This window comes from Bradyrhizobium sp. (assembly GCF_030654605.1).
GTDB lineage: Bacteria > Pseudomonadota > Alphaproteobacteria > Rhizobiales > Xanthobacteraceae > Bradyrhizobium.
Map to the genome: position 1 here is coordinate 13438 of NZ_JAURXB010000065.1, position 13522 is coordinate 26959.

Annotated in this window: 13 protein-coding genes; 4 read left to right on the top strand and 9 right to left on the bottom strand. The window is 64.8% G+C overall.

The window, feature by feature from the left end; translation table 11 throughout:
* Positions 1-5 precede the first annotated feature (5 nt).
* On the top strand, positions 6-1802 hold the full coding sequence (atzF, locus tag Q7U29_RS05385) for an allophanate hydrolase (RefSeq protein ID WP_304739278.1): 1797 nt from the start codon (positions 6-8) through the stop codon (positions 1800-1802).
* Between the two features lie 184 nt (positions 1803-1986).
* On the opposite strand, the gene Q7U29_RS05390 is transcribed toward atzF, so the two are convergent.
* Genes Q7U29_RS05390 through Q7U29_RS05425 form a run of 8 tightly spaced genes read right to left on the bottom strand, consistent with a single transcriptional unit; the run spans position 1987 to position 10100 of the window.
* Entirely contained in the window at positions 1987-2685 is a 699-nt protein-coding gene (locus tag Q7U29_RS05390; RefSeq protein ID WP_304739280.1) for a GntR family transcriptional regulator, read from the bottom strand.
* Positions 2682-3098, bottom strand: coding sequence for an oxalurate catabolism protein HpxZ (gene hpxZ, locus Q7U29_RS05395; protein ID WP_304739282.1), 417 nt, complete (start codon positions 3096-3098; stop codon positions 2682-2684). Before hpxZ ends, Q7U29_RS05390 begins: the two co-directional genes overlap by 4 nt.
* 1 nt (position 3099) lies before the next feature.
* Positions 3100-4497, bottom strand: coding sequence for an AtzE family amidohydrolase (locus tag Q7U29_RS05400; RefSeq protein WP_304739284.1), 1398 nt, complete (start codon positions 4495-4497; stop codon positions 3100-3102).
* Positions 4498-4504: 7 nt separating this feature from the next.
* Positions 4505-4687 carry a DUF4089 domain-containing protein gene (locus Q7U29_RS05405; RefSeq protein ID WP_304739286.1) on the bottom strand — a complete coding sequence of 61 codons (183 nt, stop codon included), beginning with the start codon at positions 4685-4687 and terminating at the stop codon, positions 4505-4507.
* A 16-nt stretch (positions 4688-4703) separates the two neighbouring features.
* Positions 4704-6539, bottom strand: coding sequence for an ABC transporter ATP-binding protein (locus Q7U29_RS05410; protein WP_304739288.1), 1836 nt, complete (start codon positions 6537-6539; stop codon positions 4704-4706).
* Positions 6540-6550: 11 nt separating this feature from the next.
* Entirely contained in the window at positions 6551-7450 is a 900-nt protein-coding gene (locus Q7U29_RS05415) for an ABC transporter permease (protein ID WP_304739290.1), read from the bottom strand.
* Between the two features lie 10 nt (positions 7451-7460).
* A complete protein-coding gene (locus Q7U29_RS05420; protein WP_304739292.1) occupies positions 7461-8474 on the bottom strand; it encodes an ABC transporter permease in 1014 nt (337 codons plus the stop codon).
* A gap of 6 nt (positions 8475-8480) precedes the next feature.
* The gene (locus tag Q7U29_RS05425; protein ID WP_304739294.1) at positions 8481-10100 is read right to left on the bottom strand and encodes an ABC transporter substrate-binding protein; all 1620 of its coding nucleotides are present in this window, start codon (positions 10098-10100) and stop codon (positions 8481-8483) included.
* A gap of 370 nt (positions 10101-10470) precedes the next feature.
* On the opposite strand from Q7U29_RS05425, the gene Q7U29_RS05430 reads away from it, so the two are divergent.
* A complete protein-coding gene (locus Q7U29_RS05430) occupies positions 10471-11088 on the top strand; it encodes a flavin reductase family protein (protein ID WP_304739296.1) in 618 nt (205 codons plus the stop codon).
* Positions 11089-11135: 47 nt separating this feature from the next.
* Positions 11136-11315 (top strand): rubredoxin, encoded by a 180-nt coding sequence (locus Q7U29_RS05435; protein WP_304739298.1) that lies wholly within the window; start codon positions 11136-11138, stop codon positions 11313-11315.
* Positions 11316-11356: 41 nt separating this feature from the next.
* Here the strand turns inward: Q7U29_RS05435 and Q7U29_RS05440 are convergent, their stop codons facing one another.
* The gene (locus Q7U29_RS05440; RefSeq protein WP_304739300.1) at positions 11357-12745 is read right to left on the bottom strand and encodes a caspase family protein; all 1389 of its coding nucleotides are present in this window, start codon (positions 12743-12745) and stop codon (positions 11357-11359) included.
* A 162-nt stretch (positions 12746-12907) separates the two neighbouring features.
* On the opposite strand from Q7U29_RS05440, the gene Q7U29_RS05445 reads away from it, so the two are divergent.
* On the top strand, positions 12908-13519 hold the full coding sequence (locus Q7U29_RS05445) for a hypothetical protein (RefSeq protein ID WP_304739301.1): 612 nt from the start codon (positions 12908-12910) through the stop codon (positions 13517-13519).
* Positions 13520-13522: the final 3 nt, after the last annotated feature.

Below are 13522 nucleotides of genomic sequence, written 5' to 3' on the forward strand. Positions count from 1 at the left end.
AACGCGTGACTGAAACCATCGCCGAAATCGTCGCCGCCCATCGCGCCGGCGCGATGACACCCGCGCAGACCGTCGCCCGTGCGTATCAGCGGATCCGCGACCATAATGATCCCGCTGTCTTCATCAGCCTGCGCGAGGAGAAGGACGCGGTGGCGGAAGCCGAAGCGCTGGCAAAAAAGGATCCTGCACAGCTGCCGCTGTTTGGCGTGCCCGTTGCGGTGAAGGACAATATCGACGCCGCGGGTCTCGCCACCACCGCCGCCTGCCCCGCCTTCTCCTACATGCCCGCGCATGACTCGACGGCGGTCGCACGGCTGCGCGCGGCCGGCGCCATCGTGATCGGCAAGACCAACCTCGACCAGTTTGCCACCGGTCTCGTCGGCGTGCGCTCGCCCTATGGCATCCCCGGCAACCCGATGCGCGGCGATCTCATTCCGGGCGGATCGAGTTCGGGCTCGGCCGTGGCGGTGTCGGCCGGACTGGTGCCGCTGGCGCTCGGCACCGACACCGCGGGAAGCGGCCGGGTGCCCGCGATGCTCAACAATATCGTCGGGCTGAAACCGAGCCTCGGGCTGATCTCGACCTCAGGCGTGGTGCCGGCCTGCCGCACGCTGGACTGCGTCTCGATCTTCGCGCTCAACGTCGATGATGCCATGACGGCGCTGGCCGCGATGGCAGCGCCCGACGCGGCCGATCCCTATTCGCGCAACCGGCCGCTGGCGCAGATGACCGGGTTTCCGGCAAAACTCCGGCTCGGCGTCCCGCGCGACGGGCAATTGATCTTCTTCGGCGACAGGGCGTCGGAGCAGGCCTATGACGACGCGCTGCAGCGCTGGACTTCGCTCGGCGCCAGCCTGGTCGGTTTCGACCTCGAGCCGTTCTATGAGACCGCGCGGCTGCTCTATGAGGGGCCATGGGTCGCCGAACGTTATCTCGTCATTCGCGATCTGCTGGCGTCCGCGCCGGAGGCCATCCATCCGGTGACGCGCGAAATCACCATTGCCGGCGCGCGGCTTTCCGCCGCCGACACGTTTGCCGCGCTGTACCGGTTGCAGGCGTTGCGCAAGGTCGCCGACCGCGCCTTTGAAAATATCGACGCGCTGGTGCTGCCGACCGCGCCGACCGCCTATTCGACCGCGCAGGTGCTGGCCAACCCGGTTGAATTGAACAGCCGGCTCGGCACCTACACCAACTTCGTCAATCTGCTCGACCTCTGCGGGCTGGCGCTGCCGGCGGCGATCCGGCCCGACGACATTCCGTTCGGCATCACGCTGCTGGCCCCCGCCGGACAGGACGCGCAACTGGCCTCGATCGGCCGCGTCTTCCATGCCGACACCGGCCTTGCGATGGGCGCGCGAAGCCTGGCACAGCCGCCACTCGCGACGCTGTCCACCAAGCTGAACGGCGATGAAATCGCCATCGCCGTGGTCGGCGCGCATCTGTCGGGCATGGCACTGAACGGCGAATTGAAGGCGCTGGGAGGTCGCCTGCTCGAGGCCACCACGACCGCGCCGGACTACAAGCTTTATGCGTTGTCCACCACGCCGCCAAAACCCGGCATGCTGCGGGTCGCGGCGGGAACGGGAACGCCGATCGCAGTCGAATTGTGGGCCTTGTCCGCCGCCAGTTTCGGAAAGTTCGTCGCCGCGATCCCGCCGCCGCTGTCGATCGGTACGGTGCGTCTGGCCGATGGCCGCGGTATCAAGGGGTTTCTGGTCGAAGCTGTCGACGTCGGCGCCGCGCGCGATATTTCCGCGTTCGGCGGGTGGCGGGCGTTCATGGCGGAGAAGGCGGCGTTGTAAATGACGAGCAGCGATGGTGGCTGTCAGCCGCCACAAGCAAAGCTTGTCGTCGCCCGGCTTGACCGGGCGAGCCAGTACGCCGCGGCCTCTCGGCTTATCTCTAACGTCTCTGGGATACTGGGTCGCCCGGTCAAGCCGGGCGATGACAGTCGTGGACGGATTCGCCACTCCCCGTTCAGCAGACCTACACCGACACCGCGTAGATCTCGTATTCCCCGCGCACCAGTTCGATATGCGCGCGCATCGCGGCTGCGGCACCGGTGCGGTCGCCGCGCATGATGGCGACCACGACGCGGTCATGCTCGGCGTGGGATTTCGCCAGACGCCCGAGATTGCGGAACTGGGCGCGGCGGAACGGCTGCACCCGCACCCGCGTCGCCAGCGTCATTTCGGCGATGTAGCCATTCTGCGAACCGGCATAGATCGCGTTGTGAAAGCGTTCGTTGACTTCGTGAAACCGGTCGGGATTGCCGGCATAGCTCAGCACCCGCAATTCCTCGTGGATCCCTTCCAGGGCATGACGCTCGACTGCCGTCATGCGCTCGGCGGCAAGGCCGGCGCACAGGGCTTCAAGTTCGGCCATCGCCTCGAACATGCCGGTCAGCCGTTCGATCGAGGGCTGCGCCACCACGGCGCCGCGATGCGCCCGCGTGTCGATCAGGCCGCTGGCGGCGAGCTGGCGCAGCGCCTCGCGCACCGGGGTGCGCGAGACGTTGAAGCGCCGCGCGATATCGGTTTCATCGAGCGCGGCACCGGGCGGCAGCGCACCGCGCACGATCTCGTCGGCGAGCTGCAGCCGCAGCTCCTCGGCGCGCGTGATCTTGTCCGGCAAGGGAGAGGCGCGGTCGACGCGCCGGAGCACCGGAAGATCATCGAGGCTCATGTCTTCTGACCCATGTCTTTGGAAGATTTGGGTTCGTCGATGATGCTGACATGCGCGGCGACGATCTTCCAGCCCTCGGGGAACCGCACCCAGGTCTGCATCTGCCGCCCGACCCGGCCGCCGCCCCAGGCGTCGCGATAGAACAGCGTCGAGGCCACCGCGGCATCGCGGCCGTAAGCGGTGATCACCGTCTGCGCCGTGCTGCGCATCAACCCGACCGGCGAGCGCGCCGCGCGGAATGCCATGATCGCGTCATAGCCGTAGAGGTTTTCGCCGATGCCATAGCGCAGCGTGCGCGGATCGGCGCGGAACAATTCGTCGAGCACGGCGACGTCGTTTTCGACCAGCGCCTTTTCGTAGCGCGCGAACTGCGCGGTCACCTCGGCGAGCACGTCGGGAAGATCGACCTCCATCTCAGAACTCCTTCGGACGCGGCGCCGCCGCGACCCCCATGCGCTCCAGCGCATGGGCCACCCGCAGCGCGATATCCTCGCGCCAGGGTGCCGCGATGATCTGCACGCCGATCGGCATCGGCTGCAGCGGAATCGGCACCGCGACCACCGGCAGGCCGATGAAGGAAATCGGCTGGGTGTGGATGCCGATATTGGCACGCACCGGCAGTTCGACACCGTCGAGCATGAAGGTCACCTGCCCGAGTTTCGGCGCGACGCAGGGCGTCGCCGGCGCGATGATCACGTCGACCGATTTGAAGATTTCCAGCACCTGCGCGCGGTACCAGCGGCGAAATTTCTGCGCACGGTCGACCAGCGGCGCCGGCACCATCGCGCCGGCCAGCAGGCGGTCGCGCACCGCCGGATCGAAATCATTGGGGCGCCGGCGCAGCCGATCGAGATGCAGCGAGGCGCCCTCGATGGTGGAGATCACATAGGCCGCGGCGCGGGCGCGCGCGGCTTCGGGGATCTCGACCGTTTTTGTGGCGCCGAGTGCCTTTGCGACACGGGCGACGGCTTCAACGGCTTCGGGGAACACATTCTTCTGGAAGTATCCCCCGGCAATGGCGACGCGAAGGCCGCCTATGTCCTGCGCCAACAGCCCGCTGACCGGATCGACGGCACGCGTGCAGCACGCCGCATCGTCGGCGTCGGGACCCTGCATCGCGTCATAGGCCAGCGCGAGATCGCCGACATTGCGCGCGAACGGGCCGAGATGATCGAAACTCGCCACGAACGGAAACGAGCGCGCGCGCGACAGCCGGCCGTAGGTCGGCTTCAGGCCAAAAATGCCGCAGAACGACGACGGCACCCGGATCGAGCCGTTGGTATCGGAGCCCAGCGCCAGCGGCACCAGCCGGCCGCCGACCGCGGCGCCGGAGCCGCCCGACGAGCCGCCGGTCATCCGCGTCACGTCGTGCGGATTGCGCGACGGCCCGTCATGCACGTTCTCGCCCGTAAAATCATAGGCGTATTCGCCCATATTGAGCGCGCCGACCAGCACCGCGCCGGCCGCCTCCATGCGCTCGATCAAGGTGGCGTCGCGCGATGACGGCTTGAGATCGCGATTGATCCTGGATCCGGCGCGGGTGGAGAGCCCCTGCACATCGAACAAATTCTTCACGGCGAAGGGCACGCCGGCCAGCGGGCCCGGATTTTGGCCCGCTGCGATGGCCGCATCGATCGCCTTCGCCCTGGCGCGTGCGCGATCGGCTGTGAGGTCGGTGAAGGAGTTCAGGATCGAATCGTGCTTTGCGATTCGCGCCAGCGCGGCTTCCGTCACGCTGAGCGCGGTCATCCGGTGGCCGACGATGGACCGCGCAATTTCGGAGGCCGACAGTTCGTCGGGATTTGCGTTCATGGCGATATCAGGCTGCAAAGACACTGGCGGGCTCGGTTTCGTCAGGCAGCGGGAATTCATCGACCAGCCGCGCCAGCCGCAGCGACACCTCGAGATTGGCCTTCACCGCCGGCCTCCAGGCGTCTTCGATCGGCAGCGCCAGCGCCTTGCCAACGACATCGATATAACTGTCCAGCGGATCGGCAGCCATGTCTCTCCCCGTTGCTTCAGTGAACCGGCAGCGGTGGATGTGGAATCGCCGTCAGCAATTCCTTTGTATAGGCATCCTGCGGATTGCCCAAGACGCTTTCCGCGGAACCCTGCTCGACGATACGCCCCGAGCGCATCACGATGACGCGGTCGCACAACAGCCGCACCACGTTCAGGTCATGCGACACGAACAGATAACTCATCCCCATCGACGCTTTCAGGTCCTGCAGCAAATTCAGCACCACCGCCTGCACCGAGACGTCGAGCGCGGCGGTCGGCTCGTCGAGGATCACCAGTTTCGGGTGCAGCGCGATGGCGCGCGCGATGCCGACGCGGGCCTTCTGTCCACCGGATAATTGATGCGGAAAGCGATCGAGCAGGTTGACCGGCAGGCCGACCATGCCGGCCAGTTCCTCGCAGCGGGCGCGCAGCGCGTCGCGGCCCTTGATGTCGCCGAGCTGCATGATCGGATCGACGATGGCGCGGGCCGCGGTGAAGCGCGGATTGAGGCTGTCGGTCGGGTCCTGGAACACCATCTGGATGCTCTTGCGCAGCGGTAGCCGCGCAAACGCATTGGGCAGGATCGCGCCGATCTCGTCGCCGTCGAACTGGATGCGGCCCGAGGTCTGGTCCAATAGCCGCATCACCATCATCGACGTGGTGGATTTGCCGCAGCCGGATTCCCCGACCAGCCCGACGCTCTCGCCATGGCCGACGGAGAAGCTGATGCCGTCGACCGCGCGGAATTTTTCGAGCTCGACAGGCGGCTTGCGCGAGAACAGCTTTGCCAGCGTCGCCGTGGCACCCTGGCGCGGATATTCCTTCACGAGTTTTTCGACGAGAAGCAGGGGTTTTGTAATATCGTCACCCCCGGGCCTCTTCTCCCTCTCCCCGCTTGCGGGGAGAGGGTCGGGGTGAGGGGGAGTTCCAGCGAGCGCGGTGCCTGGAGAGTCCCCCTCACCCGCCGCGCTTCGCGCGTCGACCTCTCCCCGCGAGCGGGGAGAGGTTAAAGGAGCCAGCTTCGCCGCCTCCTCCTCCGGCAGCAGATCGCGCAGGGAGACGCCGACCCGCGGCGTCGCGCGCATCAGCTTCCTGGTGTAGGCGTGCTGGGGATTGGCAAAGATATCGGCCGACAACGCGGTCTCGACCACGTGGCCCTTTTCCATCACCACCACGCGGTCGCAATAGGCGGCGGCCAGGCCGAGATCGTGGGTGATCAGGATCGTCGACATGCCCCGGCTTCGGGTCAACTCGACGATCAGGTCCATCACCGCCTTCTGCGTGGTGACGTCGAGACCGGTGGTCGGCTCGTCCGCGATCAATAGCTGCGGATTGCAGGCCAGCGCCAGCGCGATCACCACGCGTTGGCACATGCCGCCGGACAATTCGAACGGATAGGCGTGGTAGCGTTCGCGCGGCCGGGCGATCTTGACCGCTTCCAGTGCCTCGATCGCCTTCTCGCCGCGGTCGCTGGCGCCGGCCTGGACGTGCTGGCGCAGCACGTCCTCGATCTGGTCGCCCACTTTCCGGATCGGGTTCAGCGCCGCGCGCGGATTCTGGAAGATCATCGAAATTTCGCGGCCGCGCAAATCGCGCATCTGGTCTTCGGTCGCGTTCTTGACGTCGATACCGGAGAACATCACCGAGCCCTCGGCGATCTTGCCGGCGCGATCGAGGATCCGCATCACCGCGTAGGAGGTGACGGACTTGCCGGAGCCGGACTCGCCGACGACGCCGAGCGTCTCGCCCTTTGCCACGGTGATATTGACGTGCTGCACGGCCTTAACGATGCCGCGGCGGGTGGCGAATTCGACCGTTAGGTCATTGACGTCGAGCAGCGGCTGCGCGGTCATGGTGTGATCCCTCAGGTTCGCCGCTGCGGATCGACGATGTCGCGCAGGCCGTCACCGAGCAGGTTGAAGCAGAACACCGCGATCATAAGCGCCAGGCCGGGAAACAGCGCGATCCACCATTCGCCCGAGACCATGAAGCCGGCGCCCTCCGCGACCATGATGCCCCATTCGGCGGTCGGCGGCCGTACGCCGAGGCCGATGAAGGACAGGCCGGCGGCGTTGAGAATGGCGTATCCCATGGTCAGCGACATCTGCACGATCATGATCGGCATGATGTTGGGCAAAATGTGCACCAGCAGGATGCGGAATTCGCCGTTGCCCGACAACCGCGCCGCCTGGACGAAGCCGGCATCGCGCCGCACATTGGCCTCGGCGCGGGCGACGCGGGCGTAGAGCGGGAAATTCACGATCGCGGTGGCGATGATGATGTTCTGCACGGTGTTGCCGAGCGCGGCAACGATGCCCATTGCCAGCACGAACAGCGGGAACGCCATGATGGTATCGGCGATGCGGCCGACGATGCGGTCGGTCCAGCCGCCGAAATAGCCCCCGGCGATGCCGGCGAGGCCGCCCATCAGGAACACCAGCGCCACCGATGCCACCGCGATAAAGACGTCGAGCCGCGTCGCCACGATGACGCGGCTGAAAATATCGCGGCCCAACTGGTCGGTGCCGAACCAGTGCGCCGCCGACGGCGGTTTCAGCGCCGACGCGGTATTCGACGCCAGCGGATCGTAGGGAACGACGTAGGGACCGAACAGCGCCGCGAACAGGATGACGACCAGCAAACCGAACGCAAACGCGGTAACCCGGTTCTCGCCGAGCACATAGCGGGTGTGTTCGAAGATCGAGGCGAGACCCGAAGTGCGCGCGGGGACAGCGGGTTCGACGGCGGGGGCTACGCTGCTCATGCTCTTGGCCTCACCCTTCCAGCCTGACGCGTGGATCGATCACGCCATAGAGAACATCGATCAGGAGATTGAGCAGCACGTACATCACCGCCATGGTGAGGACAAAACCCTGCACCGGCGCGAAGTCCGAGGAGATCAGGGCTTCCACCGCGTAGGAGCCGATGCCAGGCCAGGCAAACACTTTTTCCACCAGCACATTGGCACCGAGCAGGAACGAGAACACCATGCTGAGCGTGGTGATGACCGGCAGCATGGCGTTGCGGAAGGCGTAGGTGACGATGACGGTGCCCGGCGACAGCCCGCTGGCGCGCGCGGTGCGCACGAAATCCGACGACAGCACCGCCAGCATCGAGGCCCGCGTCATGCGCGCGATCGGCGCCAGCGAGAATACCGCCAGCGTTGCCGCCGGCAGGATCAACTGGCTCAGCGCCGAACGAAACGTTTCGAAATCGCGCGCGATGATGGCATCGATCAGATAGAAGCCGGTCACCGTCGGCGGCGCGCTGTAGAACACGTCGAGCCGGCCCAGTGGCGCCGGCGACCATCCCAGCCTGAAATAGAACACATAGACCAGCACGAGGCCGGTGAAGAACACCGGCAGCGACACGCCGGCCGTCGTGGTAACGCGACAGAGATGATCGATCCACGAACCCGGTCTTGTCGCCGCGAGCACGCCGAGCGGAATTGCGATCGCGATCGACACCACGAGACCGAGCAACGTCAGTTCGGCCGACGCCGGCAGGCGGTTCTTGATTTCGGTCGCGACCGGCTGGCCCGTGGTGAGCGAATTGCCGAAATCGCCGCGCGCGAGATCGGCGGTGTAGCGGAAGAACTGCTCGATCAGCGGCTTGTCGAGCCCGAGTTTCTTGCGGATCTGCTCGACCGCCTCCTTGGTCGCGGCCGGGCCGGCGAAATACGCCGCGGGATCGCCCGGCAGCGCGCGGGTCAGCAGGAACGTGACGATCACGACCCCGATCAGACTCGGGATCGCGAACATCAGCCGTTTGCCGATCATGGTCAGCATGTGGCGTTACGCCTTCACCAGCGCGCGGTAATCCAGCCTTCGGTGGAACCAGTACTGGTAGCCCGAGACATTCTTCTGCATCGCGACGTTGACGTAGGGCTGGTAGAGCGGAATGCGGGGAATGTCCTTGAACGCCAGGTCGACGAAGCCCTTCACGTCCTTCTCGTAAACAGCCTTGTCGCCGATCGCGGCGGCGTCGACGGCGCCATGGATGAAGGCGTCCATCTCCTTCGACTGGTAGCTCATGGTATTGAAGATCGAATTCTTGCCGTCGTAGCACCAGATGAAGAAGTACTCGGGATAATCGAGCCAGCCGGAGAACACGTTGGTGTAGAGCGGCAGCGCCTTCTTGTTCAGCTCGGTGCGCCAGTTGGCGCCCGGGATCTTGTTGATCGTGGTCTTGATACCGATTTGCCCGAGGCTTTCCTGCACCAGGATGCAGAGCGGCTCGTTGACGCCGGCGAAGCCGAGATCGAACGACAGCGTGGTCTCGAAACCGTTGGGAAAACCGGCCTCGGCCAAGAGCGCCTTGGCCTTCTCGATGTTGGTGACGAATTTGGTCGGCTGCGGCCACGCCACCTCGGTCGGCGCGTTGGCGGCCGCGCCGAACATCGGCTTGCCGAGGCCGAACAGCACCGCATCCATGATCTTCTGATAGGGAATCGCGCAGGCCACCGCCTCGCGCACCTTCGGATTGTCGAACGGCGGGATCTTGACGTTCATGCCGATGTACTGGACGCCGTTGGAATACGGAACCGACATGATGTTGAGCTTGCCGCCGCCCTTCAGTTCGACGAAATCCTTGTTGGGCAGATCGTAGGAGATGTCGGCGTCACCGCGCTCCAGCAGCGCGCGGCGGTTGCCGGCCTGCGGCACCATGCGCCAGATCACGCGCTTGACCTTGGGCATGGGGCCACCGACCCAGTCGTCATTGCGCTCCATGATCACTTCGGTGCCGGCGGTCCATTTCGTCACCTTGTAGGCGCCGGAGCCCGCGGTCTGCTGCTTGGTATATTCGAGACCCCACGGGTCTTTCTCGCTGGCGTTCTTCTTCACCAGTTCGGAGTTGATCACGCAGGGCACGATCACGGCGAGATCGGGAATCGTCAGGCGGTCCTTCTTGGCGAAGTCGATCCGCACCGTGTTGTCGTCGACCACGACGAACTGCTCGCGCTTGGTCAGCGAACCGGCGCCCATCTGGAAGGTCGGGAAGCCGCCGACGCTGACCGCGCGGTCGAGCGACCATTTGACATCCTTCGCCGTGACCGGCGCGCCGTCGTGAAATTTGGCGTTCTTCTTCAGCTTGAAGGTCACCGACATGTCGCCGACCTTCATGTCTTCGGCGAGTTCGGGCTTGAACTTGTCGCGGTCGTAATACGCCACGCCGCCCGGACCGGTCTTCATTTCGTGGGTGATCAGCCGGTCGTAGCAATTCCACGACACCTCGTAGCCGGGCACGTTGGTGCCGACGCCGTGGATGTCGAGATTGTTGGGACCGCTTTCCGAGACGATCAGCAGCGTCTCGGAGCGGGCCTGGGCCTTGGCGGCGGACCAGATCGCCGGCGCCGGCACCATGGCGCCTGCCGCTACTCCGGTGACGGATTTCAGAAAATCGCGACGCTTCATGTGATGCTCCAAAGCTACGGACGAAATCGGCGTTGGAACCATCGCAAGGTTCGTGCCAAATCTTAATGGAAGGCTAATGCTTAGCTAAGATCATGATTCAGCTAGCTAATGGCCAAAATTGGCTTCGCGCATCGTGGTTCGACCGCGTCTCGCTTTGCATACAAAGAGACTTTGTTGCCTAAAAATAATGCAAATATTTTGTGAGGCTCGTTTGTTGGGCGCGGGGTGGATGGCCCGCCGCGGGGAGCCGGCAATGCTCAAAAGTGCCGACTCGTCGTTTACCAGGGGGAATCGACGCCCCATCTCGAACCGCGTCCATTTTTACGACAAGGTGGCTTTCCGGAAATCCGGTCAAACTGGAAATGCACCCATGCAATATACACCTGACGAACTCGCACATCGCGAACGCTACAAGGTACTGACGGCCTTCGTGTTGCCGCGGCCGATCGCCTGGGTCACCACCATCGGCCCCACCGGCGTGGTCAACGCCGCGCCGTTCAGCTTCTTCAACGTGTTCTGCGAGGATCCGCCGCTCTGCATGTTCGCCGCCAATTTGCGGCCCGACGGCCGCGTCAAGGACACCGTGGTCAACATCCAGCGATCAGGGGAATTCGTCGTCCACATGACCGATGAGCCGCTGGCGCGCGCGATGCACGATTCCAGCGGCGACTTTCCGCCCGAGATCGGCGAGCCCAGCTATCTCGGCCTGAAACTTTTGCCCTCGACCAAAATCGCGGTGCCGCGGCTCGCCGACGCGCCATGGTCGATGGAATGCAAGACCTGGAAGACCATCGATGTGAACGGCGACCGCCAGCTCATCATGGGCGAAGGCATCAATTTCCATATCCGCGACGAATTGTGGGATCCCGACGCCATGCGCGTGCACATGGACCGCTATCATCCGGTCGGGCGCATGTTCGCGGACCGCTATTGCCGAACCGACGACCGGATGACGTTCCCGCCCGCCCCGGTCGTGCCTGCTGCATAGCGACGCCTCGCCGGGAAAATTCCCATATCGCAAGAAGGACGATCCAGATGAACGCCGAGCCCTTTAAATCATGGCAATGCCGGACCTGCGGATACATCTACGACGAAGCCGCGGGCGATCCGGACGAAGGCCTCGCTCCCGGCACGCGATGGGCCGACGTTCCGGATGACTGGGTCTGTCCGGAATGCGGCACGGCAAAGAGCGATTTCGATATGGTCGAGCTGTAGTTCGATCGTGCAGATGCCGTCACGACGCCGGCGCGCGGCAGCTATTGGCAATAATCCTCATTGTTGATCCGCAGGCAGCGCGGGGCGGTGACGGTTTTCTGCCGGCCGCAGCCGTCATTGGCATCGATCTTCCGAAGCGCGCGTAGTGCCGCCATGGTCGGGCGGTACCAGAGATAGCGCTCGTCCGACAGCAAGGAGGCGCGCCGCAGGCCCTGAATGGTTGACGTCTCGAATACGCCGTTCGGCTCTCCCGTCCTGCAATCGAGCCGCGCCAGTTGTTGCTGGATCAGGGTGACGAGCTCACGGCCTTCATGGGTCGGCCCCGCGCTATCGAGCACGGTGGCTTCGCGCAGCCGCGACGCCGCGGCGCGGGCTTCCTCGGCCTCGGTCGTATCGGGAAACAGCGACGCCACCAGATCATACGCTTCCGGCGTGCGCGCCTGCCTGGCGCGCGCCAGCACGAGCGCGGCGGAGGCCGCAGGCGGCTCGCTGGCGGCAGCCTGCCTGAGTTTGTCGACGATCGGGCGCGCGGCAGCGGCCTCGGCGCTGGCCGGAAACCGGTCGATCAGGAGATCGTATAATGCGAGATTGCCGGTCTCGCTCGCGGCTGCGAACAATTGTTCGGCGGGGCTCGGCGGGGGTGCCGGTGGAACGAAATAGAAATCGAGTTCGAGCGACGTGGATTCCCAGGGAATCTGCGCCTCGCCCGTCGACAGCCGGACCTGGCGGCGAACGCTCTTGAACACGTCTTCCAGTTTTTCGCCTGGCGCCGTGATGGCTTCGCCGAGCGCCCGTGTGTAGGGACTGTGTCCGTCCTCGCCGTCGAACGCGATCTTGCCCGATCCGGTCGACGAGGCGATGAACACGCCATAGACCGCCCCCATCGGCACCAGGCCGAGGGTCCCCGAAGCCGTCACACCTTGCGGGAGCGGATTATCGCGGCACGCATCGACGATCAGGATATTGAGCTGGTTGCCGGCCGCCGACAGTCGATCGGCGATGCGCTTCACGCTCACCGACTGTGGCGCGATATCGCTGCGCTTTTTGATATCGGCGTTGACCGGCACCAGATAATTGACGGAATCGTTCTCCACGCCGTGGCCGGCGTAATACACCACCGCCACCGTCTCCGGCCCGTGCTCCCTGACCTTGCGCGCGAAATCCTCGACGTCTGATGTCATGCCCTTGAGGTCCCGGTCGGCCGCATGGGTGACGTCGAAGCCGAGTTGCTGCAGCTTCCCGGCGATCAGCCGCGCATCGCTGCCCGGGTTGCTCAGCCGGCCGAGCCTGACGTAATTGGCATTGCCGATCACCAGCGCCAGCCGAGGCGCCGCCTTCGCCACGGTCTTTCGCGACTCACCTGCCGCCAATGACGGCCCGACCGCGAGCAAGCTCAGCCCGGCAACCAGCAGCAATTTCACAAAGCCCATTCGCATCGCCGCAATCTGTCACGCCCGACGCCTGTCTTCAACGAAGGTCCGTCATCAAATTGACGGTCAACCCGCGGTATGCTTGGATTTCAAAATTGTACCTCGCATTATTCCTGCCAAAGCGGCGCTCCCGCGCGCTTGGTGCACATTCCAATTGCCGCCATGCCATCCAGAACCTTCACGGCCAGGCCCGCAACCAACGGCCACCGGCGTTTCCGGACCGCCATCACGCTCGCGGCGCTGATATGCCCCGCCCTGCCGGCTGCCGCGGGCATATTGAGCGGGCGTGAATTCCAGAACCTGCTCGCCGGCGGCCCCGAGGGCACCACCATCGTGTTTCAGGGCGGTACCGACAAGGTGTTCTATTCGCCGAGCCTGAAGAACAAATTGCGGCTGGCGCCCGAACTCGGCCCGGAATTTCTCAAACACAAGATTCTGCAGAACACCCTCGCCGAAGGCGTCTTCATCGGCGCGACGATCGAGGCCGGCAAATGGCGCACCATTTCCGGCATCGCCGGGATCGCCGCCGACACCGACAGCGGGCACGGCGTGCTGACGCTGCTGCAGACGTTTCCCGAGGACACCAGCATCAAGGCGTTTCAGAAGCGGGACCGACTTTACGCCGTTGTCATCGTCGAGGACGCCCCCGGTGGCGTTGTGTGCCGCAAATCACGGTGGGAGAGGCTGTTCGCGCTTAAGGGAGAACCGAAGATGACGACGGTGCCGTGCGAATTCACGGTGGGCAATTCGGTTACGCCGGCGGGATTCCAGTAATCG

Coding starts and splice junctions, on each gene's coding strand:
- Q7U29_RS05405 (WP_304739286.1), bottom strand. CDS start 4,687: ATGGCTGCCGATCCGCTGGACAGTTATATCGATGTCGTTGGCAAGGCG.
- hpxZ (WP_304739282.1), bottom strand. CDS start 3,098: ATGGAGGTCGATCTTCCCGACGTGCTCGCCGAGGTGACCGCGCAGTTC.
- Q7U29_RS05445 (WP_304739301.1), top strand. CDS start 12,908: ATGCCATCCAGAACCTTCACGGCCAGGCCCGCAACCAACGGCCACCGG.
- Q7U29_RS05390 (WP_304739280.1), bottom strand. CDS start 2,685: ATGAGCCTCGATGATCTTCCGGTGCTCCGGCGCGTCGACCGCGCCTCT.
- Q7U29_RS05440 (WP_304739300.1), bottom strand. CDS start 12,745: ATGGGCTTTGTGAAATTGCTGCTGGTTGCCGGGCTGAGCTTGCTCGCG.
- Q7U29_RS05410 (WP_304739288.1), bottom strand. CDS start 6,539: ATGACCGCGCAGCCGCTGCTCGACGTCAATGACCTAACGGTCGAATTC.
- Q7U29_RS05435 (WP_304739298.1), top strand. CDS start 11,136: ATGAACGCCGAGCCCTTTAAATCATGGCAATGCCGGACCTGCGGATAC.
- Q7U29_RS05430 (WP_304739296.1), top strand. CDS start 10,471: ATGCAATATACACCTGACGAACTCGCACATCGCGAACGCTACAAGGTA.
- Q7U29_RS05420 (WP_304739292.1), bottom strand. CDS start 8,474: ATGCTGACCATGATCGGCAAACGGCTGATGTTCGCGATCCCGAGTCTG.
- Q7U29_RS05425 (WP_304739294.1), bottom strand. CDS start 10,100: ATGAAGCGTCGCGATTTTCTGAAATCCGTCACCGGAGTAGCGGCAGGC.
- Q7U29_RS05400 (WP_304739284.1), bottom strand. CDS start 4,497: ATGAACGCAAATCCCGACGAACTGTCGGCCTCCGAAATTGCGCGGTCC.
- Q7U29_RS05415 (WP_304739290.1), bottom strand. CDS start 7,450: ATGAGCAGCGTAGCCCCCGCCGTCGAACCCGCTGTCCCCGCGCGCACT.